The following is a 23,296-nucleotide window of genomic DNA, read 5'->3' on the forward strand; positions in this document are numbered from 1 at the left end:
CGGCGGCCCAGGAGACCTCGTTGGTCACCGAGGACCAGCCGATGAGCACGGGCATGCAGCCGGCGATGCCGCCCCAGACGATGTTCTGCGAGGTGCGGCGCTTGAGCCACATCGTGTAGACGACGACGTAGAAGGCCAGCGCACCGAGCGACAGCATCGCGGACAGCGGGTTGACCAGCACCCAGAACCAGGCCGTCGACCCCGCCGCCAGCGCGAAGGCGAAGACGAGGCACTCCCGCGGCGAGACCATGCCGGTCACGAGCGGGCGCTGCGCGGTGCGCTCCATCAGCGCGTCGATGTCCCGGTCGTAATACATGTTGAACGCGGCGGCGCCGCCGGCCGACAGATAACCGCCGACGCAGGTGGCGACCACCAGCCACAGATCCGGGACGCCCTGGGCGGCCAGGAACATGACCGGCACCGTCGTCATCAGCAGCAGTTCGATGACGCGCGGCTTCGTCAGCGCCACGAACGCCCCGACACGGGCCCCGAACGGCCGGTGACCGGAGCTCGTTTCGCTCGTCTCGAGCACCCCCGCAGGACGGGATTCGACGGCCGTCACGCACACCCCTGGTGGAAGCAAGAACAAGCAAGCACCGGACATGAAGAGCCGGTAAAGACTTGCGCGTACCACGCCACTCTAGACGTAGCGGATGCGCCGCCCGCCGCCGGGGTCCCTCGTGTTGGAGGGGCACGGCGAGGCGCCCGTAAGGCGGCCGCGCCCGGGGGACGGAGGGCCCGGCAGCGCCCCGGAACGGCGCCTTCCGTAGGGCTCGGGACGCCCTGCGGACGGGCCCCGGAGGGAATGCGGCAACCTCGGAATTCGTTCCTTATCCCGTTGAGTCGAACTCGAAAAGATGACCGTTGTTCCAGGGGTAGGCTCGACATCGCCGGTGTACATACGGTCACCGGATTTCGACATTGTGGAGAGGAGCCCTGACTCAGGGTGAGCACGAAGCCGACTACCACAGACCTCGAGTGGACCGATCTGGACCAGCGAGCCGTCGACACGGCCCGGGTCCTGGCCATGGACTCCGTACAGAAGGTCGGTAACGGCCACCCTGGCACGGCCATGAGTCTCGCGCCCGCCGCGTACCTGCTCTTCCAGAAGCTGATGCGGCACGACCCCTCCGACGCGGGCTGGGCGGGCCGGGACCGCTTCGTCCTCTCCCCCGGGCACACCAGCCTGACCCTCTACGTCCAGCTGTACCTGGCGGGCTTCGGTCTCGAGCTCGACGATCTGCGGTCGTTCCGCACCTGGGGCAGCAAGACCCCGGGCCACCCCGAGTTCGGCCACACCACCGGTGTCGAGACCACCACCGGCCCGCTGGGCCAGGGCATCGCCAACGCGGTGGGCATGGCGATGGCCGCCCGCTACGAGCGTGGCCTGTTCGACCCGGAGGCGCCCGAGGGCGCCTCTCCGTTCGACCACACCATCTGGGCGATCGTCTCCGACGGCGACCTGGAGGAGGGCATCTCGGCCGAGGCGTCCTCGCTGGCCGGCCACCAGAAGCTGGGCAACATCGTCGCCCTGTACGACGACAACCACATCTCGATCGAGGGCGACACCGCGACCGCGCTCTCCGAGGACGTGCTGAAGCGCTACGAGGCGTACGGCTGGCACGTCCAGCGCATCGAGCAGGCCGAGAGCGGCGACTTCGACATCCACGCGCTGCACGCGGCGCTCAAGGCGGCGCAGGCCGAGACCGAGCGCCCCTCGATCATCGCGGCCCGTACGATCATCGCCTGGCCCGCCCCGAACGCGCAGAACACCGAGGCGTCCCACGGCTCGGCGCTGGGCGCCGACGAGGTCGCCGCCACCAAGCGCGTCCTCGGCTTCGACCCCGAGCAGCACTTCGCGGTCGACACGGACGTCATCAACCACACCCGCGCCCTGGTCGAGCGCGGCCGCGAGGCGCACGCCGCCTGGGACAAGAAGCTCCAGGAGTGGCGGAACAGCAACTCCGAGCGGGCCGCCCTGTTCGACCGGATCACCGCGGGCGAGCTGCCCGAGGGCTGGGAGAGCGCGCTGCCGGTCTTCGAGCCGGGCAAGGACGTCGCCACCCGTAAGGCGTCCGGCCAGGTGCTCAAGGCGCTCGGCGGGGTGCTCCCCGAGCTGTGGGGCGGCTCCGCCGACCTCGCGGGCTCCAACAACACCACGATCGACGCGTCCTCGTCCTTCCTCCCGAAGGGCAACCCGCTGCCGGAGGCCGACCCGTACGGCCGCACGATCCACTTCGGCATCCGCGAGCACGCCATGGGCTCGACCATGAACGGCATCGCGCTGCACGGCAACACCCGGGTCTACGGCGGTACCTTCCTGGTCTTCTCCGACTACATGCGCCCGGCCGTCCGGCTCGCCGCGCTGATGAAGCTGCCGGTCACCTACGTGTGGACGCACGACTCCATCGGCCTCGGCGAGGACGGCCCGACCCACCAGCCGGTGGAGCACCTGTCCGCGCTGCGCGCCATCCCGGGCCTGAACGTGGTCCGCCCGGCCGACGCCAACGAGACGGCCATTGCCTGGCGGGAGATCACCCGCCGCCACACCGCGAACCCGGCTCCGCACGGCCTGGCCCTGACCCGGCAGAACGTGCCGACCTACGAGGCCGACGACAACGCCGCCAAGGGCGGCTACGTCCTCTTCGAGGCCGAGGGCGGCGAGCCGCGGGTCATCCTCATCGGCACCGGTTCCGAGGTGCAGCTCGCCGTGGAGGCACGCGAGCAGCTCCAGGCCGCCGGGATTCCCACCCGGGTTGTGTCGATGCCCTCGGTCGAGTGGTTCGAGGAGCAGGACAAGGGGTACCGGGAGACAGTGCTGCCGCCGTCCGTCAAGGCTCGGGTGGCCGTCGAGGCGGGTATCGGCCTGACCTGGTACCGCTTCGTCGGCGAGGCCGGCCGCATCGTCTCGCTGGAGCACTTCGGCGCCTCGGCCGACTACAAGGTGCTCTTCCGGGAGTTCGGCCTCACCGCCGAGGCCGTGGTCACCGCCGCTCGCGAGTCCCTCGACGCCGCCGGGCGCTGACCCCACAGACGACGTAAGTGCGACGAGTAGGAGAACACACCCCATGACAGACGCACTCAAGCGGCTGGCCGACGAAGGCGTCGCGATCTGGCTCGACGACCTCTCCCGCAAGAGGATCACCTCCGGCAATCTGGCCGAGCTGATCGACCAGCAGCATGTCGTAGGCGTCACCACCAACCCGTCGATCTTCCAGAAGGCGATCTCCGGCGGTGACGGCTACCAGCAGCAGGTGGCCGACCTCGCGGTCCGCCGGGTCACGGTCGAGGAAGCCGTCCGCATGATCACCACGGCGGACGTCCGCGACGCGGCCGACATCCTCCGGCCGGTGTACGACGCGACGGGCGGCCAGGACGGCCGGGTCTCCATCGAGGTCGACCCGCGCCTGGCCCACAACACGGCCGCCACCATCGCCGAGGCCAAGCAGCTGGCCTGGCTGGTGGACCGGCCCAACACCTTCATCAAGATCCCGGCGACCGAGGCGGGGCTGCCCGCGATCACCGAGGTGATCGGCCTGGGCATCAGCGTCAATGTCACGCTGATCTTCTCCCTGGAGCGGTACCGCGCGGTCATGGACGCCTTCCTGGCCGGTCTGGAGAAGGCCAAGGCCGCGGGCCTCGACCTCCAGAAGATCCACTCGGTGGCGTCCTTCTTCGTCTCCCGCGTGGACACCGAGATCGACAAGCGCATCGACAAGATCGGCACCGATGAGGCCAAGGCGCTGCGCGGCAAGGCCGCCGTGGCCAACGCCCGCCTCGCGTACCAGGCGTACGAGGAGGTCTTCAGCTCCGACCGCTGGGCCGTCCTGGACCGGGCGAACGCCAACAAGCAGCGTCCGCTGTGGGCCTCCACCGGTGTCAAGGACCCGGCGTACAAGGACACCATGTACGTCGTGGACCTGGTCGCCCCCGGCACCGTCAACACCATGCCGGAGGCCACCCTGGAGGCGGTCGCCGACCACGGCGAGATCCGCGGCGACGCCGTGCGCGGCACGTACGAGCAGGCCAAGGCCGACCTCGACGCGCTGGCCGGGATCGGGATCTCCTACGACGACGTCGTCCAGGTGCTGGAGGACGAGGGCGTCGAGAAGTTCGCGTCCTCCTGGAACGACCTGCTGAAGTCCACCGAGGCGGAGCTCAAGCGCCTCGCACCCTCGGAGGCGTGAGAACGTGAGCAGCAGCAATCCGCTGCGTGACCCACGAGACCGGCGGCTCCCGCGCATCGCGGGGCCGTCCGGCCTCGTGATCTTCGGCGTCACGGGCGACCTGTCCCGTAAGAAGCTGATGCCGGCCATCTACGACCTGGCCAACCGCGGGCTGCTGCCCCCGGGCTTCTCGCTCGTCGGCTTCGCCCGCCGCGACTGGGAGAACGAGGACTTCGCCCAGGTCGTGCACGACGCGGTCAAGGAACACGCGCGGACCCCGTTCCGCGAGGAGGTCTGGCAGCAGCTGGCCGAGGGGTTCCGCTTCGTCCCCGGCGTGTTCGACGACGACGAGGCGTTCGTCCAGCTGCGGGCGACCATAGAGGAGCTCGACAAGGCGCGCGGCACCGGCGGCAACTTCGCCTTCTATCTGTCGGTCCCGCCGAAGTTCTTCCCCACCGTCGTCCAGCAGCTCAAGAAGCACGGGCTGTCGCACGGGCAGGGCGACTCCTGGCGGCGCGCGGTCATCGAGAAGCCCTTCGGCCACGACCTGAAGAGCGCCCAGGACCTCAACCAGGTCGTCCATGAGGTCTTCCGGCCCGGTGACGTCTTCCGGATCGACCACTACCTGGGCAAGGAGACGGTCCAGAACATCCTGGCGCTGCGCTTCGCCAACACGATGTTCGAGCCGATCTGGAACCGGTCGTATGTCGACCACGTACAGATCACCATGGCCGAGGACATCGGCATCGGCGGGCGCGCGGGCTACTACGACGGCATCGGCGCGGCCCGCGACGTCATCCAGAACCACCTGCTCCAGCTGCTCGCGCTGACCGCCATGGAGGAGCCCGCCTCCTTCGACGCGTCCTCCCTGGTCACCGAGAAGCTGAAGGCGCTCAGGGCGGTCAAGCTGCCCAAGGACCTGGGCAAGCACACGGTGCGCGCCCAGTACGCCTCCGGCTGGCAGGGCGGCGAGGAGGTGCACGGCTACCTCGAGGAGGAGGGCATCGACCCCCACTCGAAGACCGACACCTACGCCGCGATCAAGCTGGAGATCGACAACCGCCGCTGGGCGGGTGTCCCCTTCTACCTGCGCACCGGCAAGCGGCTGGGACGGCGGGTCACCGAGATCGCGGTGGTCTTCCAGCGCGCCCCGCACTCCCCCTTCGACGCCACCGACACCCAGGAGCTCGGGCAGAACGCCCTGGTCATCCGGGTGCAGCCGGACGAGGGCGTCACCATCCGGTTCGGCTCCAAGGTGCCCGGCACCTCCATGGAGATCCGGGACGTGACGATGGACTTCCAGTACGGCGAGTCCTTCACCGAGTCCAGTCCCGAGGCGTACGAGCGGCTGCTGCTCGACGTCCTGCTCGGCGAGGCGAACCTCTTCCCCCGCCATGAGGAGGTCGAGCAGTCCTGGCGGATCCTGGACCCGATCGAGGAGTACTGGGACCAGCACGGCAGGCCCGAGCAGTACACCTCCGGGACCTGGGGGCCGAAAGCCGCGGACGAGATGCTCGCACGAGACGGACGGAGCTGGCGGCGGCCATGAACATCGATCTCACGGACACCACGTCCAGCCGGATCAACTCCGCTCTGGTCCAGGCACGCCGGGCCACCGGTACCCCGGCCGTGGGCATGGTGCTCACCCTCGTCATCGTCACCGACGAGGGCAACCACTACGACGCGCTGCGGGCGGCGAGCGAGGCGTCCAAGGAGCACCCCTCGCGCACCCTGGTCGTCATCAAGCGGCCGGGCCGGTCGCCGCGCGACCGCAAGATGGCCCGGATGGACGCCGAGGTACGGGTCGGCGGCGAGACCGGCACCGGCGAGACGGTGCTGCTGCGGCTGCACGGCGAACTCGCCAACCACGCCTACTCGGTGGTCCTGCCGCTGCTGCTGCCGGACGCCCCGGTGGTGGTGTGGTGGCCGGAGGACGCCCCGGAGCACCCCGCCGAGGACCTGCTCGGGCAGCTGGCCCAGCGCCGGATCACCGACGCCCAGGCCACCGAGGACCCGGTCGCGGCCCTCGGGCTGCGGGCCGCCACCTACACCCCGGGCGACACCGACCTGGCGTGGACCCGGATCACCCCGTGGCGCAGCGTCCTGGCCGCGGCCCTGGACCAGCGGCACTCCCCGATCACCTCCGCGGTCGTCGAGGGCGAGGCGTACAACCCGAGCAGCGAGCTGCTCGCGCTGTGGCTCGCCCAGCGGCTGGGGGTCCCGGTGGACCGGCAGGTCTCGGAGGGCCCCGGGCTGACTGCGGTGCGGCTGGAGACGGCCGACGGCGTGATCTGCCTGGACCGGGCGAACGGCTCGCTGGCCGAGCTGGCCATGCCGGGCCAGCCCGACCGGCATGTGGCGCTTCAGCGGCGTGAGATGTCGGAGCTGATCGCCGAGGAGCTGCGCCGGCTGGACCCCGACGAGAGCTATGAGTCGTCGGTGAAGTTCGGCGTGAGCAAGCTGGGCAAGGGCGGCGTGGGGACGCTGGAGCGGGACGCCAAGGCCGCCCCGGCGACCCAGGTGGTGCCGCCCGGGGCGGACCCGCTGCCGCCCCTGCCGACCCGGGACCCGGAGGCGCCGTCGGAGCACGCTCCGGGCTCGCCGAAGAACCCGCCGCAGGCACCGGCGCAGCCGCCGGTTCCCAAGCCCCACCCTCCGAAGTCCCAGGAGCAGCCGAAGTCCCAGGGGCAGAAGGCGGACGGGAAGGCGGACACATGACCGCACCACAGGTGGTCGTCCACCGCGACAAGGAGCTGATGGCCCAGGCCGCGGCGGCCCGGCTGATCACGAAGATCGTGGACGCCCAGGCCGCCCGTGGCTCGGCCTCGGTCGTCCTGACCGGCGGGCGCAACGGCAACGGCCTGCTGGCCGCGCTCGGCGCCTCCCCGGCGCGCGACGCGGTCGACTGGTCGCGGCTGGACCTGTGGTGGGGCGATGAGCGATTCCTGCCCGAGGGCCATGCGGACCGCAATGTCACACAGGCCCGCGAGGCGCTGCTGGACGCGGTGGAGCTGGACCCGGCGCGGGTGCACGCGATGCCCGCGTCCGACGGGCCCCAGGGCGGCGATGTGGACGCGGCCGCCGAAGCGTACGCGGCCGAGCTGGCCCGGGCCGCGCGGCCGGAGAACCACGACGCGGTGCCGTCGTTCGACGTGCTGTTGCTGGGCGTCGGCCCGGACACCCATGTGGCCTCGCTCTTCCCCGAGCTGCCCGCCGTCCGGGAGACCGAGCGGATGGTGGTCGGGGTGCGCGGCGCGCCCAAGCCGCCGCCGGTACGGATCTCGCTGACCCTGCCCGCGATCCGCGCGGCACGGGAGGTGTGGCTGCTGGCGGCCGGTGAGGACAAGGCGAAGGCGGTCACGATAGCGCTGTCGGGCGCCGGGGAGCTTCAGGCTCCGGCGGCGGGGGCGCGCGGCCGCAGCCGGACGCTGTGGCTGCTGGACCGGGCCGCGGCGGCGGGGCTGCCGCGCGAACTGTACCCCCCGGCCTCGCCGTAACCCTCGTATCGCACAGAGACGATCCCCCGGGCGCTTCGGGCGCCCGGGGGATCGTTCATCTGCGCGGTGCGGACCTCAGTGAGGACCTCAGCGGCCGCGCAGCGAGCGGTAGGTGGCGACCAGGTGCTCGGTGGAGGCGTCCAGCCCGGGCACCTCGGCACCTTCGGTCAGGGCGGGCTCGACGCGCTTGGCGAGCACCTTGCCCAGCTCCACTCCCCACTGGTCGAAGGAGTCGATGTTCCACACCGCGCCCTGGACGAAGACCTTGTGCTCATAGAGGGCGACCAGCTGGCCCAGCACCGACGGGGTCAGCTCATGGGCGAGGATCGTGGTGGTCGGGCGGTTGCCGTCGAAGGTCTTGTGCGGCACCAGCTCCTCGGGCACCCCCTCGGCGGCGACCTCCTCGGCGGTCTTGCCGAAGGCCAGCGCCTGGCCCTGGGCGAAGAGGTTGGCCATCAGCAGGTCGTGGTGGGACTCCAGCCCGGGCGGCAGGTCCTTCACCGGCCGCGCGAAGCCGATCAGATCGGCCGGGACCAGCTTGGTGCCCTGGTGGAGCAGCTGGTAGTAGGCGTGCTGGCCGTTGGTGCCGGGGGTGCCCCAGACGATGGGGCCGGTCTGCCAGCCGACGCGGTTGCCGTCCCGGTCCACATGCTTGCCGTTGGACTCCATGTCCAGCTGCTGGAGGTAGTCGGTGAACCGCGACAGATAGTGGCTGTAGGGCAGGACGGCATGCGCCTGGGCGCCGTGGAAGTTGTCGTACCAGATGCCCAGCAGGCCCATCAGCAGCGGGACGTTCCGCTCCGGCGGGGCGGTGGAGAAGTGCTCGTCGACCAGATGGAAACCGGCCAGCATCTCGCGGAAGCAGTCCGGGCCGATGGCGACCATCAGGGAGAGGCCGATGGCCGAGTCGTAGGAGTAGCGCCCGCCGACCCAGTCCCAGAACCCGAACATATTGTCCGTGTCGATGCCGAACTCGGCGACCTTCTCGGCGTTGGTCGACACCGCCACGAAGTGCTTGGCGACGGCCTCCTGACCGGCCCGGAGCCCGGTCAGCAGCCAGTCGCGGGCGGAGACGGCGTTGGTGATGGTCTCGATGGTGGTGAACGTCTTGGAGGCGACGATGAACAGCGTCTCGGCCGGGTCCAGGTCGCGCACTGCCTCGTGCAGATCCGCGCCGTCCACATTGGAGACGAACCGGAACGTCATCGAGCGGTCGCTGTAGGAGCGCAGCGCCTCGTACGCCATCTTCGGGCCCAGATCGGAGCCGCCGATGCCGATGTTGACAACGTTCTTGATCCGCTTGCCGGTGTGGCCGGTCCAGTCGCCGGACCTGACGCGGTCGGCGAAGACGGCCATCTTGGCGAGCACGGCGTGCACTTCGCCGACGACGTCCTGGCCGTCCGCCTTGATCTCCGCGGAGTGCGGTGCGCGCAGCGCGATGTGCAGCACCGAGCGGTCCTCGGTGGTGTTGATCCGCTCGCCGCGGAACATGGCGTCGCGCAGCTCGGCCACCTTGGTGGCGCTCGCCAGTTCGCGCAGCAGCCGCAGGGTCTCGTCGGTCACCAGGTGCTTGGAGTAGTCGACGTGGAGATCGCCGACCTGAAGGGTGAGACGGCTCCCGCGCTCCGGGTCGCCCGCGAACAGGTCGCGCAGATGAGCGTCGCCCAGCTCCTTGCGGTGTGCGGCCAGCGCGTGCCATTCCGGCAGCTGGTCCAGCCTGGTGCGGCCTTCCATGTTCATCTCGGACATCAGCCCACTTCTCGTCGGTACCTGGCCCCCGTGGCCACCAACCTAATTGATGACGGACCGCATTCCCGGGATGAGGGCCGCCACCCCGCAGACGAAGAGCGCCGCGGCCCCCAGCGCCGGGGTGTTGAACCCCCATGCCTGGGCCATCACCCCGCCCAGCAGCGCGCCGAGCGGGACGCCCGCGGTCGACAGGGTGCGGAACGCGGAGCTCACCCTCCCGAGTGCCCCGTCCGGGCTGCGCTGCTGCATCATCGTCACCTCGGTGACGTTCCAGACGATCCCCGCGAAGCCGAAGAGGCCCATGGCGGCGACCGCGACCGGCAGGCTCCGTATCGCCCCCAGGGCGGCCAGGGCGCCGATCTGCGCGGTGCCGCACACCACGAGGGCACGGGCGCGCCCCAGCTTCTCGGTGAGCCGGGCGGCCACCAGGCCCCCGGCCACGCTGCCGATCCCGTAGACGGTGATGACGGCCGCGTACCCGGTGTTCCCGGCGTCCAGCCAGCCGGTGATGTGCAGCACCAGGGTGGCGATGAGCGCACCGATGCCGATGTTGCACAGCGTGGTGGAGGCGCACAGCGCCCGCAGGGTGCGGTCCCGCCACAGCACGGCCAGGCCCTCGGCGATATCGCGCCGCAGCGAGCCGCCCGGCGGGCGCGGGGCCCGCTCGGGGGGTGCCGCCCCCAGCGAGGCGACCAGCGCGGCGGCGGCGAGATAGGTGGCCGCGTCCGCCGCGTACGGCATCGCGGCGCCGAGGCCGAGCAGCACCGGCACCAGCGGGGCGCCCACGAACCGGCCCATGACCTCCTGCCCGGTCATCAGCCGGGCGTTGGCCCGGCCCAGCGCCCGCTGCCCCACCACGGACGGCAGCAGCGCCGTGGCCGCGTTGTCGAACAGGGTCTGGAGCGTGGTGAGGGCGAAGGCGAGGGCGAGCAGCAGCCCGATGGTGGCCCGGTCCAGCCACACCGCGACGGCGAACCCCGCCATCAGGACGGCCCGCACGCCGTCCACCGCCCACATCGCCCGCCGCTGGTCCACCCGGTCCGCGATCGCCCCGCCGATCAGCCCGAACAGCAGCCAGGGCAGGAAGCCGCAGGCGGTCACGAGCGAGACCAGCACCGGCGAATCGGTCAGCGAGACGGCCAGCAGCGGCAGCGCCGCGCCCCGCAGCGCGTCCCCGAACCGGGAGACGACCGCGGCCGCCCACAGCCGCCCGAACCCCCCGCGCCACGCGGGCCCCGCCGGTCTCCCGGCGCCCAGCTCACCGGCGTCCACCGCGGCCATGACGATCCCCCCATGCATACGTCCCACCCGGTGGGACGGCTCCCCCGGTGATCCAGCACCCCACGACCGTAGCCCGCACCACTGACAACGGCCCGGCCGCGCACCCCTCGCAGGAGGTGCCCGGCCGGGCCGTCGTACCGCGTTGTGTGTCTAGATCTCGCCCCGGAGCTTGGCGAGTGCCTCGGCGAGGATCGCCTCGCCGTCGGCGTCGCTGCGCCGCTCCCGTACATACGCCAGATGCGTCTTGTACGGCTCGGTGCGCGGCGGGTCCGGCGGGTTGTCCCGGTCCTTGCCCGCCGGGAAGCCGCAGCGGGGGCAGTCCCACGTGTCAGGGATCTGCGCGTCGCTGGCGAAGCTCGGCACGGTCTCATGCCCGTTCGAGCACCAGAAGGAGATGCGCAGGCGCGGCGCCGATTCGCCTCGCTCGGCTTCTCCCATCGGCCCCGCCCCGACCCGACTTCCACGGATCGCGTTGCCACTTGCCACGGTCGTAACTCCCTGCGTGATGGTGCCGCGAAGCCTCGATTGGCAGCTTCGCCGCCCGGCGCCCCAGTCTACGTAAGGCCCAACGCGCGTCCAGTGAGAGGAGTTACACCCGTCACGTAGGACGCCATGCCATCATAGGCCGCATATGGGCCCCGCTGACGACGGTACGTCAGTTATCGGGCGTCAGCCGGGCCCCGGAACGGCCCCGCCGGCGGCCCCTCAGTCGAGCTTCATCAGCAGCCCGAGCACGACGATGCAGACGAACCACAGCAGCCCGACCACCACGGTGATGCGGTCCAGGTTGCGCTCGGCGACCGAGGAGCCGCCCACCGAGGACTGCATGCCGCCACCGAACATGTCGGACAGGCCGCCGCCCTTCCCCTTGTGCATGAGCACCAACATCATCAGCAGCAGGCTGAAGATGATGAGGGCGATCGAGAACCCCATGATCACAGCTGGACCAACCTTCTCGGGCTTGTACGGACGTCGGGGGCCGGACGGTGCGATGTCCACCGCCTCGACCCCCGACAGGGTACGACGACGCGCGCGCTAGGGCCTACTCACTGGTCGCGGAAACGAACGATCTTGACGAATTCGTCCGCGTCCAGCGACGCGCCGCCGATCAGGGCGCCGTCCACATCCGGCTTGGCCATGATCGCGGCGACGTTCCCGGACTTCACCGAGCCGCCGTACTGGATCCTGACCTTGTCGGCGACCTCCTGGCCGTAGAGCTCGGCGAGCCGGCCGCGGATGGCCCCACAGACCTCCTGGGCGTCCTCGGGGGTCGCGACCTCGCCGGTGCCGATCGCCCAGACCGGCTCATAGGCGATCACGATGGTCTCGGCCTGCTCGGCCGGGACGTCCTTCAGGCCCCCGTCCACCTGGGCGAGGGTGTGCGCGACCTGGTTGCCCGCCTTACGGACGTCGAGGCCCTCGCCGACGCACAGGATCGGGGTGAGGTCGTTGCGGAAGGCCGCCTTGACCTTGGCGTTGCACAGCTCGTCGGTCTCGTCGTGGTACTGGCGCCGCTCCGAGTGCCCGACGACGACGTAGGCGCACCGGAGCTTGGCCAGCATCGGACCGGAGATCTCGCCGGTGTAGGCGCCGGAGTCATGCGCCGAGATGTCCTGGGCACCGTACTTGATCTTCAGCTTGTCGCCGTCGACCAGGGTCTGCACGGACCGCAGGTCGACGAAGGGCGGCAGCACCGCGACCTCCACGGCCTCGTAGTCCTTGTCGGCGAGGCCGAAGGCGAGCTTCTGGACGTGGGCGATGGCCTCGAGGTGGTTGAGGTTCATCTTCCAGTTGCCCGCCATCAGCGGAATACGGTCACTCACGGTGTTCAGTCCTCCAGTGCGGCGAGGCCGGGGAGCGTCTTGCCCTCGAGGTATTCGAGGCTCGCTCCACCGCCGGTCGAGATGTGGCCGAAAGCGTTCTCGTCGAAGCCCAGGATGCGCACGGCCGCGGCGGAGTCGCCGCCGCCGACCACGGTGAAGGCCGGGCTGTCCACGAGCGCCTGGGCCACGGCCCGGGTGCCCTCGGCGTAGTCGGGGTGCTCGAAGACGCCCATGGGGCCGTTCCAGAAGACGGTGGCCGCGTCGGCCAGCTTCGAGGCGTAGAGCTTGCGGGTCTCCGGGCCGATGTCCAGGCCCTGGAGGTCGGCCGGGATCGCGTCCGCGGCGACGAGCCGCGGGTTCGCGGGGGCCTTGGTCTTCAGGTCCGGGAATTCGGCCGCGGCCGTGACATCGACCGGGAGCACGAACTCCACACCGCGCTCCTCGGCCCGGCGCAGATAGTCCCGGACCGCCGGGACCTGGTCCTCCTGGAGCAGCGAGCCGCCGACCTCGTGGCCCTGGGCCTTGAGGAAGGTGTAGGCCATGCCGCCGCCGATCAGGATGCGGTCGGCCTTCTCCAGGAGGTGGTCGATCACGCCGAGCTTGTCGGAGACCTTGGCGCCGCCGAGGACCACCGCGTAGGGCCGCTTGACGTCCTCGGTGAGCTTCTTCAGGACGGTGAGCTCGGCGGCGATCAGGTCGCCCGCCGCGTGCGGCAGCCGCGCCGGGAGGTCGTACACCGAGGCGTGCTTGCGGTGGACCGCGCCGAAGCCGTCGCCCACGTAGAGGTCGGCGAGGGCGGCGAGCCGGTCGGCGAAGGCGCCGCGCTCGGTGTCGTCCTTACTGGTCTCACCGGCGTTGAAGCGCAGGTTCTCCAGCAGCGCGACCTCGCCGTCGCCGAGCCCCGCCACGGTGGCCTGCGCGCTGTCGTCCACGGTGTCGGTCGCGAAGGCGACCTGCCTGCCGAGGAGTTCGCCGAGCCGCCGGGCGACCGGGGCGAGCGAGTACTGGGGGTCCGGGGCGCCCTTGGGACGGCCCAGATGCGAGGCGACGATCACCTTGGCGCCCCGGTCCAGGAGCTTGGTGATCGTCGGGACGGCGGCGCGGATCCGGCCGTCGTCGGTGATCGTCTCGCCGTCGAGCGGGACGTTCAGATCGGCGCGGACGAAGACCCGCTGCCCGGCGACCTGAAGATCGTCAATCGTCTTCACAGGGTGACTCCTTGATCATGGATCGGGGCCCGTTACGACGGCGTCGTAGCGGGCCCCGTTTCCTAGCTCATCGGGACAGCGGTCAGAGCCGGCCGCCGACGAAGACGGTCAGGTCGACGAGGCGGTTGGAGTAGCCCCACTCGTTGTCGTACCAGCCGACGACCTTGACCTGCTTGCCCTGGACCATGGTCAGGGAGGAGTCGAAGGTGCAGGACGCGGGCCAGTTGACGATGTCCGAGGAGACGATCGGGTCCTCGGTGTACTCGAGGATGCCCTTGAGCTGACCCTCGGCGGCCTTCTGGAAGGCGGTGTTGATCTCGTCCTTGGTGACCTCGCGGTCGAGCTCCAGGACCAGGTCGGTGACCGAGCCGGTCGGGACCGGGACGCGCATCGCGATGCCGTCCAGCTTGCCCTTGAGCTGCGGGAGGACCAGCGCGGTGGCCTTGGCGGCACCGGTGGAGGTCGGGATGATGTTCTCGGCCGCCGCGCGGGCGCGACGCAGGTCCTTGTGCGGGAAGTCCAGGATGCGCTGGTCGTTGGTGTACGCGTGGACCGTCGTCATCATGCCCTTGACGATGCCGAAGCTCTCGTCGAGGACCTTGGCCATCGGCGCCACACAGTTGGTGGTGCAGGAGGCGTTGGAGATGACGTGATGGTTCGCCGGGTCGTACTTGTCCTGGTTGACGCCCATCACGATGGTGATGTCCTCGTTCTTGGCGGGCGCGGAGATCAGGACCTTCTTCGCACCGGCGGCAAGGTGCTTGGCGGCGTCCTCACGCTTGGTGAAGATACCGGTGGACTCCACCACGATGTCGGCGCCGAGCTCGCCCCACGGAAGGGCGGCCGGGTCGCGCTCGGCCATCGTCTTGAACGTCTGGTTGCCCACCGTGATGGTGTCCTCGGTGTGGCTGACCTCGTGCTTCAGCCGGCCGAGGATGGAGTCGTACTTGAGCAGGTGCACCAGGGTAGCGTTGTCGGTCAGGTCGTTGACACCGACGATCTCGATGTCCGCGCCCTGCTCAAGGAGCGCGCGGAAGTAGTTGCGACCGATGCGGCCGAAGCCATTGATGCCTACGCGGATCGTCACGAACCGATCTCCTCGTTGGTGTGCCGGTCTGGACGCCGGCGAACGTGTAATGGGATGTCCCCGACCGCCTCCGACCCTACCGCTATCACGGGACGTACGTGACATTGGCATCGGCGGCCCATGACCACCGGAAAGTGGTACGGACCGCCGATTCAGTCACGATGTGTCACGCGCTGTCAACGACGCAGCGCACGTAGCGCGTCGCCCACCAGCCGGGCTCTCTGGGCGGCGTCGGGTACGTGCTCCAGTCCGAATCCCAGCAGCACGGTGTCCCGTGTGGTGACGCCCGCGACGGTGTGGAAGAGCTCCCGGGAGCGGGACCAGTCCCCGGCGTTGGCCGGGCTGCCCTCCGGCGCCCCCGGCACCGTCCACGGGCCGAGCGCGGTCTCGAAGCCCTCGGAGTCCTCGGCGGTGCCGCCGACGGTCAGCTCGGTGCCGTCCACGAAGGCGCCCCGGCCGCCGGTGCCCGGATCGGTGACGTACGAGAGCGCCAGCTCGACCTTCTTGCCCGCGTAGCCGCTCAGGTCCAGCGAGACCGGCCGCCACCCCTCGGAGGAGCCCGTCAGGCTGTTCCAGGAGCCCGTGCTGCCCTTCGCGGCGCAGCCGTTGTCGCCGGGGGTCAGGTAGTGCTTGAGGAACGGGTGCAGATTGAGCAGGAAGCCCGCCTCGCACTCGGTGGGCACCTTGGTGGAGGAGCCGCCGCCCGCGTCGGGGAGGGTGGTCCAGTCGTCCTTGCCCGCGGTGCGCGCTTCGATGATCACATGGTCGTAGCCGGGCTCGGTGTCGTAGCTGAGCCGGAAGTCCAGGGCCGGTTTGTCGGCTGCGGACACACCGGTGAGGTCCACCGTGCGGGACAGCCGCATCCAGGAGTTGTCACGGTGCCCCGCGGCCGCCATCCAGTCGCCCTCGTAAGGCTGGTACGGGGTGCGCGTGTTCGGGTACTCCCCCGCGCCCGCGCTGCGGAACTGGGGGAAGTCCTCGGGCGGCAGCACATCGGAGGTGACGGTGTAGGCGCCCGCCGCGTCCAGGGGGTTGCCGGGGGCGTCGCCGAGGTTCGCGCCGGTGCCCGCGAGCGCGCCGGCGCCCTGGAAGGCGGTGGGCGACTTCAGGGTGAGCCGGCTGTCGGCGCCCAGGTAGTACTGACTGAAGTCGTCGGTGTCGGCCGGTCCCACCTCGGAGCTGCCGCCCGCCCGTTCACCGGTGGTGATCAGCTTGCCGCCCTCGTTGAGGAAGTCGCGCACCGCGAGCAGGGTCGGGCCGCCCGGCCGCTCGGCGCCGGTGTACCAGAGCACCGTCCTGAAGTGGCTCAGCACGCCGAGCGCGGACGGCGCCCCTTGGGTGGCCACGTCCCAGACGGCCGCCTTACGGTCGTTGTCGGCCAGCGCCCGGGTGTACGCGGCGGTGTGCCGGGCCGGGGAGGTGCCGCCCTCCTCGGCGATCACCAGCGTGTCGGCGCGGGGCCGCTTCGCCACGGTGTAGGTGAACGGCTCACTGGCGGTCCGCTTGCCGCTCTCCGTACGGCCGGTGAACCAGACCTCGACCTTCTGCCCGGGGTCCGCGCCCTTGACGGCGGCCCGGTACTGGTCGAAGCGGACGTTGTCCTCGCCGCCGTAGGTCTCACCGCCCCGCCATGCCTTCAGCGGGGCGGTGTGGGTACGGCCGCCGTCCACGCGGTAGTTGAGCTTCTTGTCGCGGACGCGCTTGCGGACGGTCACCGAGACGTCCTGGTCGCCGCCGCGCGCGTACGACGTGGTGAAGGCGTCCGGGGTGAAGTCCCGCGCGGTCATACCGACCGACGACGAGGGCCGGTCGGGGTGTTCTGCGGTCTCGGCGACCGAGAGCGCGAAGGGGATGTTCTTGGTGAACTCCTGGGCGATCAGCTTCTCGTCGTCCGGGAAGGTGAAGACGGACGCGCAGTCGCGCGGCTGCCAGGCGTCGTCCGGGTCCACGTTGGAGGCGGTCTGGCACGTCGACATCTCCGGGGTGAACATCATCATCCCGTTGACGTTCGCCGCGTGGCCGTCGGCCTCGCCGTTGGTGGTGTACAGCTCGGAGGAGACCTGCGGGTGGTAGCCGGGGATGGCGGAGTGCTCGGGGGTGCCGGCGAGGGACGTGTAGAGGACGTCGTCGGGGGTCGGGGTGGCGACCTGCCAGCCGACGCCGTAGAGCAGCAGTTCGGCGGCCGAGTGGTAGTTGATGCCGTAGGTGAAGCCGATGCGCTTCTCGAAGGCGTCCAGCGCCCTGGTCTCCGGCTCGGAGGCGGGGGCGGGTCCTCGGTAGGTCTCATCGGCCGGGTCGGCGGACGAACCCTCGTTGTCGTAGCCCCACTTGTAGCCGAAGTTGCGGTTGAGGTCGACGCCGTCACCCGAGGTGATCTTGCCGTCGCCGTTGTTGTCGCGCAGGTTCTTGCGCCACTGGCGGTTGGCCGGGCTCTGATGCGTGTAGTCGTAGCCGTCCGGGTTGGCCGACAGCACGAACCACAGCTCCGTACGGTCCACGATCCTGGTGACGCGGTCGTCCTTGCCGTAGTTGTCGAGGTAGTAGTGCATCAGCCGACGGGTCATCTCGGGCGTGATCCACTCCCGGGCGTGCTGGTTGGACATGTAGAGCACCGACGGCTTGCCGCCGTCGCGGGTCTTCGCGGCGCCCTTGCTCAGCTTGAGGGCGAGGATGTCCTTGCCCTGGCCGGTCTTGCCGATGCTGACGACCTTGGTGAGGCCGGGGTGCGCCCGGCCGGTCTCGACGATCTCCTGCTTCAGCCCGCCCTCGCCGCTGTAGGGGCGGAAGACGCCGTCGCCCGCGGCCTTCAGCCGGTCGCGGCTCTGCGCGGAGACCTTCTTCTCGGCGAGCCGCACGCCCTTGCCGCGCAGTTCGGCGGCCTGCTGGGCGGTGAGGTAGAGCTCGACCGGACCGGTGCCCCTCTCGGGCACCTGCCGCCCCAGCTCGGTACCGTCCGCTCCGGCGCGGAGCAGCAGCGGAATCTGATCCTTCGTGACCTGGGCGGTCCATACGGACAGCCCGTCGCCGGCGGAGTCCGCCGGCGGTTGTGCGGTGGCCGCGGGTGCCGCGGCCAGTCCCCCCAGGAGCAGCGCGGCAAGTGCCACCACCGCGCCGCCCGATCTCACCGTGCGTCTGAATCTCACCGTGCGTCCGAGCTTCATGAGCCCCCCTGGCTGTCGTGTGAAGACACGCGGGTGCGCAGCGCTCCAGACTTGTCACGACACATGGTCATGTCAACAGCGGCGCGCGGAACCGCCGTCACATGCCCCGGGACACACCACGCCCCCGGATCACTCGTGTGACCCGGGGGCGTGGGGTGCGGCTCTCGTACGGCTTGTCGGGCCGTCAGCCGGTGGGGGGCGTCAGCTCGTAGGAGCGGTGTCAGCCGACCATGCCGTCGGCCATCTCCTCGGTCAGGCTGGACTCGGTGCCGGGGATGCCCAGGTCCTGGGCGCGCTTGTCGGCCATGGCCAGCAGCCGGCGGATACGGCCCGCGACGGCGTCCTTGGTCAGCGGCGGGTCGGCGAGGGCGCCCAGCTCCTCCAGGGACGCCTGCTTGTGCTCCATGCGCAGCCGTCCGGCCGCGGCGAGGTGCTCGGGCACCTCCTCGCCCAGGATCTCCAGGGCGCGCTGCACCCGGGCCCCGGCGGCGACGGCGGCGCGGGCCGAGCGGCGCAGATTGGCGTCGTCGAAGTTGGCGAGGCGGTTGGCGGTGGCCCGCACCTCGCGGCGCATCCGCCGCTCCTCCCACGCGAGGACCGACTCATGCGCCCCCAGCCGCGTCAACAGCGCGCCGATGGCATCACCGTCCCGGACGACCACCCGGTCCACCCCGCGCACCTCGCGCGCCTTGGCGGCGATCTGGAGCCGGCGGGCGGCGCCGACCAGGGCGAGCGCGGCCTCCGGTCCTGGGCAGGTCACCTCCAGGGAGGACGAGCGGCCGGGCTCGGTGAGCGAGCCATGGGCGAGGAAGGCCCCGCGCCAGGCGGCCTCGGCGTCGCAGGTGGCCCCCGAGACGACCTGCGGCGGCAGCCCGCGGATCGGCCGGCCGCGGCCGTCGACCAGGCCGGTCTGCCGCGCCAGCTGGTCACCGCCCGCCACCACCCGCACCACGTACCGGCTGCCGCGGCGCAGCCCGCCGGGGGCCATCACCACCAGATCCGAGGAGTGGCCGAAGATCTCCAGGATGTCCTTGCGGACTCTTCGGGCCGCGATCCCGGTATCCAGCTCCGCCTCGATCACGATGCGCCCGCTGACCAGGTGCAGCCCGCCCGCGAACCGCAGGATCGCCGAGACCTCCGCTTTCCGGCAGCAGGTCCGGGTGACGGGGAGCCGGGAGATTTCGTCCTTCACCGCTGCCGTCATCGCCATGGGCCGATCCTTCCATGCATCCGAAAAATACGGTCGTACGCGGCCGCCAGAAGCTCCGGGTCATGCCTCGGGGCACCGTCGGTCGCGGCCACCGGAGCCAGCTCGACTGTGCCGCCCAGCCGCTTGGCGGCGTCGCACAGACTGCTCTGGTCGGGGACGGCGGCCTCGTCGGCCAGCACCACGTCGAAGGCGAGTTTAGGGGCGTGTCGGGCCAAAACCTCCAAATGACGCTGCGGGGAGAAGCCGTCGGTTTCTCCCGGCTGAGGGGCGAGGTTCAGCGAGAGCACGCGCCGGGCCTTGGTCTCGGTGAGCGCCTTGAGCAGATCGGGGACCAGCAGATGCGGGATCACGGAGGAGAACCAGGAGCCGGGCCCCAGTACCACCCAGTCGGCGTCCATGACCGCCTCGACGGCCTCGGGGACGGCCGGCGGATCGTGCGGCACCAGATGGACCGACTGCACCTCGCCGGGGGTGAGCGCCACGGTGGCCTGGCCGGCGACGGTGGAGACCTCGTCCGGGCGCGCCGGGTCATGGCCCCGGACGTACGCCTGGAGCTCCAGGGGGACGGCCGACATGGGCAGCACCCGGCCGTGGGCGCCCAGCAGCTTGCCGACCAGGTCGAGCGCCTCCACATGGTCGCCCAGCTGCTCCCACAGGGCGACGATCAGCACATTGCCGACCGCGTGGCCGTGCAGCTCGCCCTCGCTGGCGAAGCGGTGCTGGATGACCCGCGCCCAGGTCTGGCCCCAGTCGTCATCGCCGCACAGCGCGGCCAGGGCCTTGCGCAGATCGCCGGGCGGCAGCACGCCCAGCTCGTCGCGGAGGCGTCCACTGGAGCCCCCGTCATCGGCCACGGTGACGACGGCGGTCAGATCGCCGGTGATCCGGCGCAGCGCGGCGAGCGACGCAGACAGGCCCATGCCGCCGCCCAGGGCGACGACCTTGGGCTGTGCGCTCCGGTTCGCCCGCGCCCCGACCAGCCGTCGCAGCCGATTGGTACGAATGGTCACTCGCGCCCCATGTCCCGGTGGACGATGACGGTCTCCACTCCCTCGGCGGCCAGCCGCGGGGCGAGCCGCTCGGACATCGCGACGCTGCGGTGCTTGCCGCCGGTGCAGCCGACGGCGATGGTCACATAGCGCTTGCCCTCGCGGCGGTAGCCCGCGGCGATGAGCTGGAGCAGCTCCGCGTACCGGTCCAGGAACTCCTTGGCGCCGGGCTGGTTGAAGACATAGCTGGAGACCTCCTCGTTGAGCCCGGTGAAGGGGCGCAGCTCGGGGACCCAGTGCGGATTGGGCAGGAAGCGGCAGTCCACCACCAGATCGGCGTCGACCGGCAGCCCGTACTTGTAGCCGAACGACATCACCGTGGCCCGCAGCTCGGGCTCCTCCTCGCCCGCGAACTGGGCGTCCATCTTGGCCCGCAGCTCATGGACGTTGAGACTGGAGGTGTCGATCACCAGATCGGCGTCCCCGCGCAGCTCGCGCAGCAGATCCCGCTCGGCGGCGATGCCGTCCACGATCCGGCCGTCGCCCTGGAGGGGGTGCGGGCGGCGCACCGACTCGAAGCGGCGCACCAGGGCCTCGTCGGACGCCTCCAGGAACAGCACCCGCCGCTTGACGTTCTTGGCGGCGAGGTCGGCGAGGGACTCGCGGAGGTTGTCGAAGAAGCGGCGGCCGCGGACGTCCACCACCACGGCGATCCGGGCCACATTGCCCTGGGAGCGGGCGCCCAGGTCGACCATGGTGGGGATCAGCGCGGGGGGCAGGTTGTCCACGACGAACCAGCCGAGGTCCTCCAGACACTTGGCGGCGGTGCTGCGGCCCGCGCCCGACATTCCAGAGATGATCACCAGCTCGGGGATGGCCGCCGCCTCGGCGGGCTCGCCCGACGTGCCCGTATTCACCTGCGCTCCGTCTCCATGGTTCTTGTGCTCGGTCATGGTCTGGTCCCCCCGTTCGACGACGCCGCGCCGGCGGCCTCGTCCTCAATGATCTCTCCTGTGGCGGTGTTCACGGCGGGCGCGGCCGGGGCGGCCCCGGCGAGCGCCGCGGCGACCGTCTCGGCCGTCTTACGGCCGACGCCGGGCACCTCGCAGATCTGCTCGACGGTGGCGGCGCGCAGCCGCTTGACCGAGCCGAAGTGCTTCAGCAGGGCCTGCTTACGGCTGTCGCCGAGACCCGGAACGGTGTCCAGCGGCCCGGCCTTCAGCGACTTGGCGCGCTTGCTGCGCTGGTAGGTGATGGCGAAGCGGTGGGCCTCGTCGCGGACCCGCTGGAGGAGGTAGAGCCCCTCGCTGCTGCGGGGCAGCACCACCGGGTCCTCCTCGTCCGGCAGCCACACCTCCTCGAGCCGCTTGGCGAGGCCGCAGACGGCGACGTCGTCGACGCCGAGCTCGTCCAGGGCCCGCTTGGCGGCGGCCACCTGCGGCTTGCCGCCGTCGACCACGACGAGCTGGGGCGGGTAGGCGAACCGCTTCGGCCTGCCCTCCTCGTCGATCGGGCCGGAGGGCCCCTGGTCGGGCCCGTCGGTTCCTTCGGGTCCGTCGAGGGGCTGCCCGGTGTCCCCGGTGTCCCCGGTGTCCCCGGGAGTCTCGGTGGCTTCCTCCTGCCACTCCCCCGTCTTCTGCTTCTCCTGGAGATAGCGGCGGAAGCGGCGGCTCACGACCTCGTGCATGGAGCGGACATCGTCCTGCCCGGCGAAGCTCTTGATCTGGAAGCGGCGGTACTCACTCTTCCGGGGGAGTCCGTCCTCGAAGACCACCATGGAGGCCACCACGTCATCGCCCTGGAGGTGGGAGATGTCGAAGCACTCCACGCGCAGCGGGGCGGAGTCGAGACCCAGGGCCTCGGCGATCTCCTCCAGCGCCCGGGAGCGGGTGGTGAGGTCGGAGGCGCGCTTGGTCTTGTGCAGCGCGAGCGCCTGCTGGGCGTTGCGCTGGACGGTCTCCATGAGGTCCTTCTTGTCGCCGCGCTGCGGGATGCGCAGATCGACCCGGGAGCCCCGGCGCTCGGCGAGCCACTGGGTGACCGGCTCGGCCGGTTCCGGCACGGCGGGCACCAGGACCTCCTTGGGGACCGCGTCGCCGCGCTCCTCCCCGTACAGCTGCTGGAGGGCGTGCTCGACCAGCCCGGCGGTGTCGACGGCCTCGACCTTGTCGGTGACCCAGCCGCGCTGACCGCGCACCCGGCCGCCGCGCACATGGAAGATCTGGACGGCCGCCTCCAGCTCGTCCTCGGCGACCGCTATCAGGTCGGCGTCGGTGGCGTCGGCGAGCACCACCGCGTTCTTCTCCATGGCGCGCTTGAGCGCCCCTATGTCGTCGCGGAGCCGGGCCGCCTTCTCGTACTCCATCTCCTCGGCGGCCTCGTGCATCCGCTGCTCCAGGCGGCGCAGATAGGCGCCGGTGCGCCCGGCCATGAAGTCGCAGAACTCCTCGGCCAGTTCACGGTGCTCCTCGGCGGTGACGCGGCCGACGCAGGGGGCCGAGCACTTGCCGATGTAGCCGAGCAGACAGGGGCGGCCGATCTGGGCGGAGCGCTTGAACACCCCGGCGGAGCAGGTCCGGACGGGGAACACGCGGAGCATCAGGTCGACGGTCTCGCGGATGGCCCAGGCGTGGGCGTACGGGCCGAAGTAGCGCACGCCCTTCTTCTTGGCGCCGCGCATCACCTGGACCCGGGGGAACTCCTCGTTGAGGGTCACGGCGAGGGAGGGGTAGCTCTTGTCGTCCCGGTACTTGACGTTGAACCGGGGGTCGAACTCCTTGATCCAGGAGTACTCGAGCTGTAGGGCCTCGACCTCGGTGGAGACCACGGTCCACTCCACGGCGGCGGCCGTGGTGACCATGGTGCGGGTCCGCGGGTGGAGGTTCGCCAGGTCCTGGAAGTACGACGAGAGCCGCTGGCGCAGGCTCTTCGCCTTTCCGACGTAGATCACCCGGCGGTGCTCGTCACGGAACTTGTAGACCCCCGGCGAGTCGGGGATCTGTCCCGGCTTGGGGCGGTAGCTGCTCGGGTCGGCCATGGTCACCACCCTACTTGCGGGGAGTGACACATCCGGTGCCCTCGGGACGCGGTGCGGTGAGGTCCAGGGGATTTGGGAATTCCGCGAC

18 protein-coding genes are annotated in these 23,296 nt (G+C 70.8%); 5 read left to right on the forward strand and 13 right to left on the reverse strand.

The window, feature by feature from the left end; genetic code table 11:
• Window positions 1–562, reverse strand: a 562-nt coding sequence (locus ACT2CW_RS15695) for a heme o synthase (protein WP_445517026.1), incomplete at its 3' end; no start/stop codon positions are given.
• Window positions 563–946: 384 nt separating this feature from the next.
• Here ACT2CW_RS15695 and tkt point away from each other — a divergent pair.
• The 5 genes from tkt to pgl are packed head-to-tail and all read left to right on the forward strand — an operon-like array spanning window position 947 to window position 7,663.
• On the forward strand, window positions 947–3,025 hold the full coding sequence (gene tkt, locus ACT2CW_RS15700) for a transketolase (RefSeq protein ID WP_164430156.1): 2,079 nt from the start codon (window positions 947–949) through the stop codon (window positions 3,023–3,025).
• A 43-nt stretch (window positions 3,026–3,068) separates the two neighbouring features.
• Window positions 3,069–4,187: a transaldolase gene (gene tal, locus ACT2CW_RS15705; protein WP_182469018.1), complete on the forward strand. Its 1,119-nt coding sequence runs from the start codon at window positions 3,069–3,071 to the stop codon at window positions 4,185–4,187.
• A 4-nt stretch (window positions 4,188–4,191) separates the two neighbouring features.
• A complete protein-coding gene (gene zwf, locus ACT2CW_RS15710; RefSeq protein WP_182469017.1) occupies window positions 4,192–5,715 on the forward strand; it encodes a glucose-6-phosphate dehydrogenase in 1,524 nt (507 codons plus the stop codon).
• Window positions 5,712–6,884, forward strand: coding sequence for a glucose-6-phosphate dehydrogenase assembly protein OpcA (gene opcA, locus ACT2CW_RS15715; protein ID WP_164430162.1), 1,173 nt, complete (start codon window positions 5,712–5,714; stop codon window positions 6,882–6,884). The genes zwf and opcA overlap by 4 nt, the downstream gene beginning before the upstream one ends.
• Window positions 6,881–7,663, forward strand: a complete 783-nt coding sequence (pgl, locus tag ACT2CW_RS15720) for a 6-phosphogluconolactonase (protein ID WP_445517027.1) — start codon at window positions 6,881–6,883, stop codon at window positions 7,661–7,663. Before opcA ends, pgl begins: the two co-directional genes overlap by 4 nt.
• Before the next feature lie 87 nt (window positions 7,664–7,750).
• Here pgl and pgi read toward each other — a convergent pair whose 3' ends face one another.
• The 12 genes from pgi to uvrC form a co-directional block, all read right to left on the reverse strand.
• Window positions 7,751–9,403, reverse strand: a complete 1,653-nt coding sequence (gene pgi, locus ACT2CW_RS15725) for a glucose-6-phosphate isomerase (protein WP_445517362.1) — start codon at window positions 9,401–9,403, stop codon at window positions 7,751–7,753.
• Window positions 9,404–9,454: 51 nt separating this feature from the next.
• Window positions 9,455–10,693 carry an MFS transporter gene (locus ACT2CW_RS15730; RefSeq protein WP_445517028.1) on the reverse strand — a complete coding sequence of 413 codons (1,239 nt, stop codon included), beginning with the start codon at window positions 10,691–10,693 and terminating at the stop codon, window positions 9,455–9,457.
• 150 nt (window positions 10,694–10,843) lie between these two features.
• A complete protein-coding gene (locus tag ACT2CW_RS15735) occupies window positions 10,844–11,179 on the reverse strand; it encodes an RNA polymerase-binding protein RbpA (protein ID WP_009718803.1) in 336 nt (111 codons plus the stop codon).
• Window positions 11,180–11,398: 219 nt separating this feature from the next.
• Complete coding sequence (secG, locus tag ACT2CW_RS15740) at window positions 11,399–11,626, reverse strand: preprotein translocase subunit SecG (RefSeq protein WP_014059875.1); 228 nt, start codon at window positions 11,624–11,626, stop codon at window positions 11,399–11,401.
• A gap of 113 nt (window positions 11,627–11,739) precedes the next feature.
• The gene (gene tpiA / locus ACT2CW_RS15745; RefSeq protein ID WP_164430169.1) at window positions 11,740–12,516 is read right to left on the reverse strand and encodes a triose-phosphate isomerase; all 777 of its coding nucleotides are present in this window, start codon (window positions 12,514–12,516) and stop codon (window positions 11,740–11,742) included.
• A 5-nt stretch (window positions 12,517–12,521) separates the two neighbouring features.
• A complete protein-coding gene (locus ACT2CW_RS15750) occupies window positions 12,522–13,724 on the reverse strand; it encodes a phosphoglycerate kinase (RefSeq protein ID WP_445517029.1) in 1,203 nt (400 codons plus the stop codon).
• Window positions 13,725–13,806: 82 nt separating this feature from the next.
• Window positions 13,807–14,811, reverse strand: a complete 1,005-nt coding sequence (gap, locus tag ACT2CW_RS15755; protein WP_037949670.1) for a type I glyceraldehyde-3-phosphate dehydrogenase — start codon at window positions 14,809–14,811, stop codon at window positions 13,807–13,809.
• A gap of 176 nt (window positions 14,812–14,987) precedes the next feature.
• On the reverse strand, window positions 14,988–17,972 hold the full coding sequence (locus ACT2CW_RS15760; RefSeq protein WP_445517030.1) for a M14 family zinc carboxypeptidase: 2,985 nt from the start codon (window positions 17,970–17,972) through the stop codon (window positions 14,988–14,990).
• 220 nt (window positions 17,973–18,192) lie between these two features.
• Window positions 18,193–19,182 carry a DNA-binding protein WhiA gene (whiA, locus tag ACT2CW_RS15765; protein ID WP_030840944.1) on the reverse strand — a complete coding sequence of 330 codons (990 nt, stop codon included), beginning with the start codon at window positions 19,180–19,182 and terminating at the stop codon, window positions 18,193–18,195.
• Window positions 19,173–20,192: a gluconeogenesis factor YvcK family protein gene (locus tag ACT2CW_RS15770; RefSeq protein ID WP_164430175.1), complete on the reverse strand. Its 1,020-nt coding sequence runs from the start codon at window positions 20,190–20,192 to the stop codon at window positions 19,173–19,175. The genes whiA and ACT2CW_RS15770 overlap by 10 nt, the downstream gene beginning before the upstream one ends.
• Window positions 20,189–21,124, reverse strand: a complete 936-nt coding sequence (gene rapZ / locus ACT2CW_RS15775) for an RNase adapter RapZ (RefSeq protein WP_164430177.1) — start codon at window positions 21,122–21,124, stop codon at window positions 20,189–20,191. The genes ACT2CW_RS15770 and rapZ overlap by 4 nt, the downstream gene beginning before the upstream one ends.
• Window positions 21,121–23,208 (reverse strand): excinuclease ABC subunit UvrC, encoded by a 2,088-nt coding sequence (gene uvrC / locus ACT2CW_RS15780; protein ID WP_445517031.1) that lies wholly within the window; start codon window positions 23,206–23,208, stop codon window positions 21,121–21,123. The genes rapZ and uvrC overlap by 4 nt, the downstream gene beginning before the upstream one ends.
• Window positions 23,209–23,296: the final 88 nt, after the last annotated feature.

This window comes from Streptomyces sp. NEAU-174 (assembly GCF_052665095.1).

Excerpts from the sequence above, each read along its gene's own strand:
- tal (WP_182469018.1), top strand. The coding sequence starts at position 3,069 with ATGACAGACGCACTCAAGCGGCTGGCCGACGAAGGCGTCGCGATCTGG.
- opcA (WP_164430162.1), top strand. The coding sequence starts at position 5,712 with ATGAACATCGATCTCACGGACACCACGTCCAGCCGGATCAACTCCGCT.
- pgl (WP_445517027.1), top strand. The coding sequence starts at position 6,881 with ATGACCGCACCACAGGTGGTCGTCCACCGCGACAAGGAGCTGATGGCC.
- pgi (WP_445517362.1), bottom strand. The coding sequence starts at position 9,403 with ATGAACATGGAAGGCCGCACCAGGCTGGACCAGCTGCCGGAATGGCAC.
- ACT2CW_RS15730 (WP_445517028.1), bottom strand. The coding sequence starts at position 10,693 with ATGGCCGCGGTGGACGCCGGTGAGCTGGGCGCCGGGAGACCGGCGGGG.
- secG (WP_014059875.1), bottom strand. The coding sequence starts at position 11,626 with ATGGGGTTCTCGATCGCCCTCATCATCTTCAGCCTGCTGCTGATGATG.
- ACT2CW_RS15760 (WP_445517030.1), bottom strand. The coding sequence starts at position 17,972 with ATGAAGCTCGGACGCACGGTGAGATTCAGACGCACGGTGAGATCGGGC.
- whiA (WP_030840944.1), bottom strand. The coding sequence starts at position 19,182 with ATGGCGATGACGGCAGCGGTGAAGGACGAAATCTCCCGGCTCCCCGTC.
- rapZ (WP_164430177.1), bottom strand. The coding sequence starts at position 21,124 with ATGACCGAGCACAAGAACCATGGAGACGGAGCGCAGGTGAATACGGGC.
- uvrC (WP_445517031.1), bottom strand. The coding sequence starts at position 23,208 with ATGGCCGACCCGAGCAGCTACCGCCCCAAGCCGGGACAGATCCCCGAC.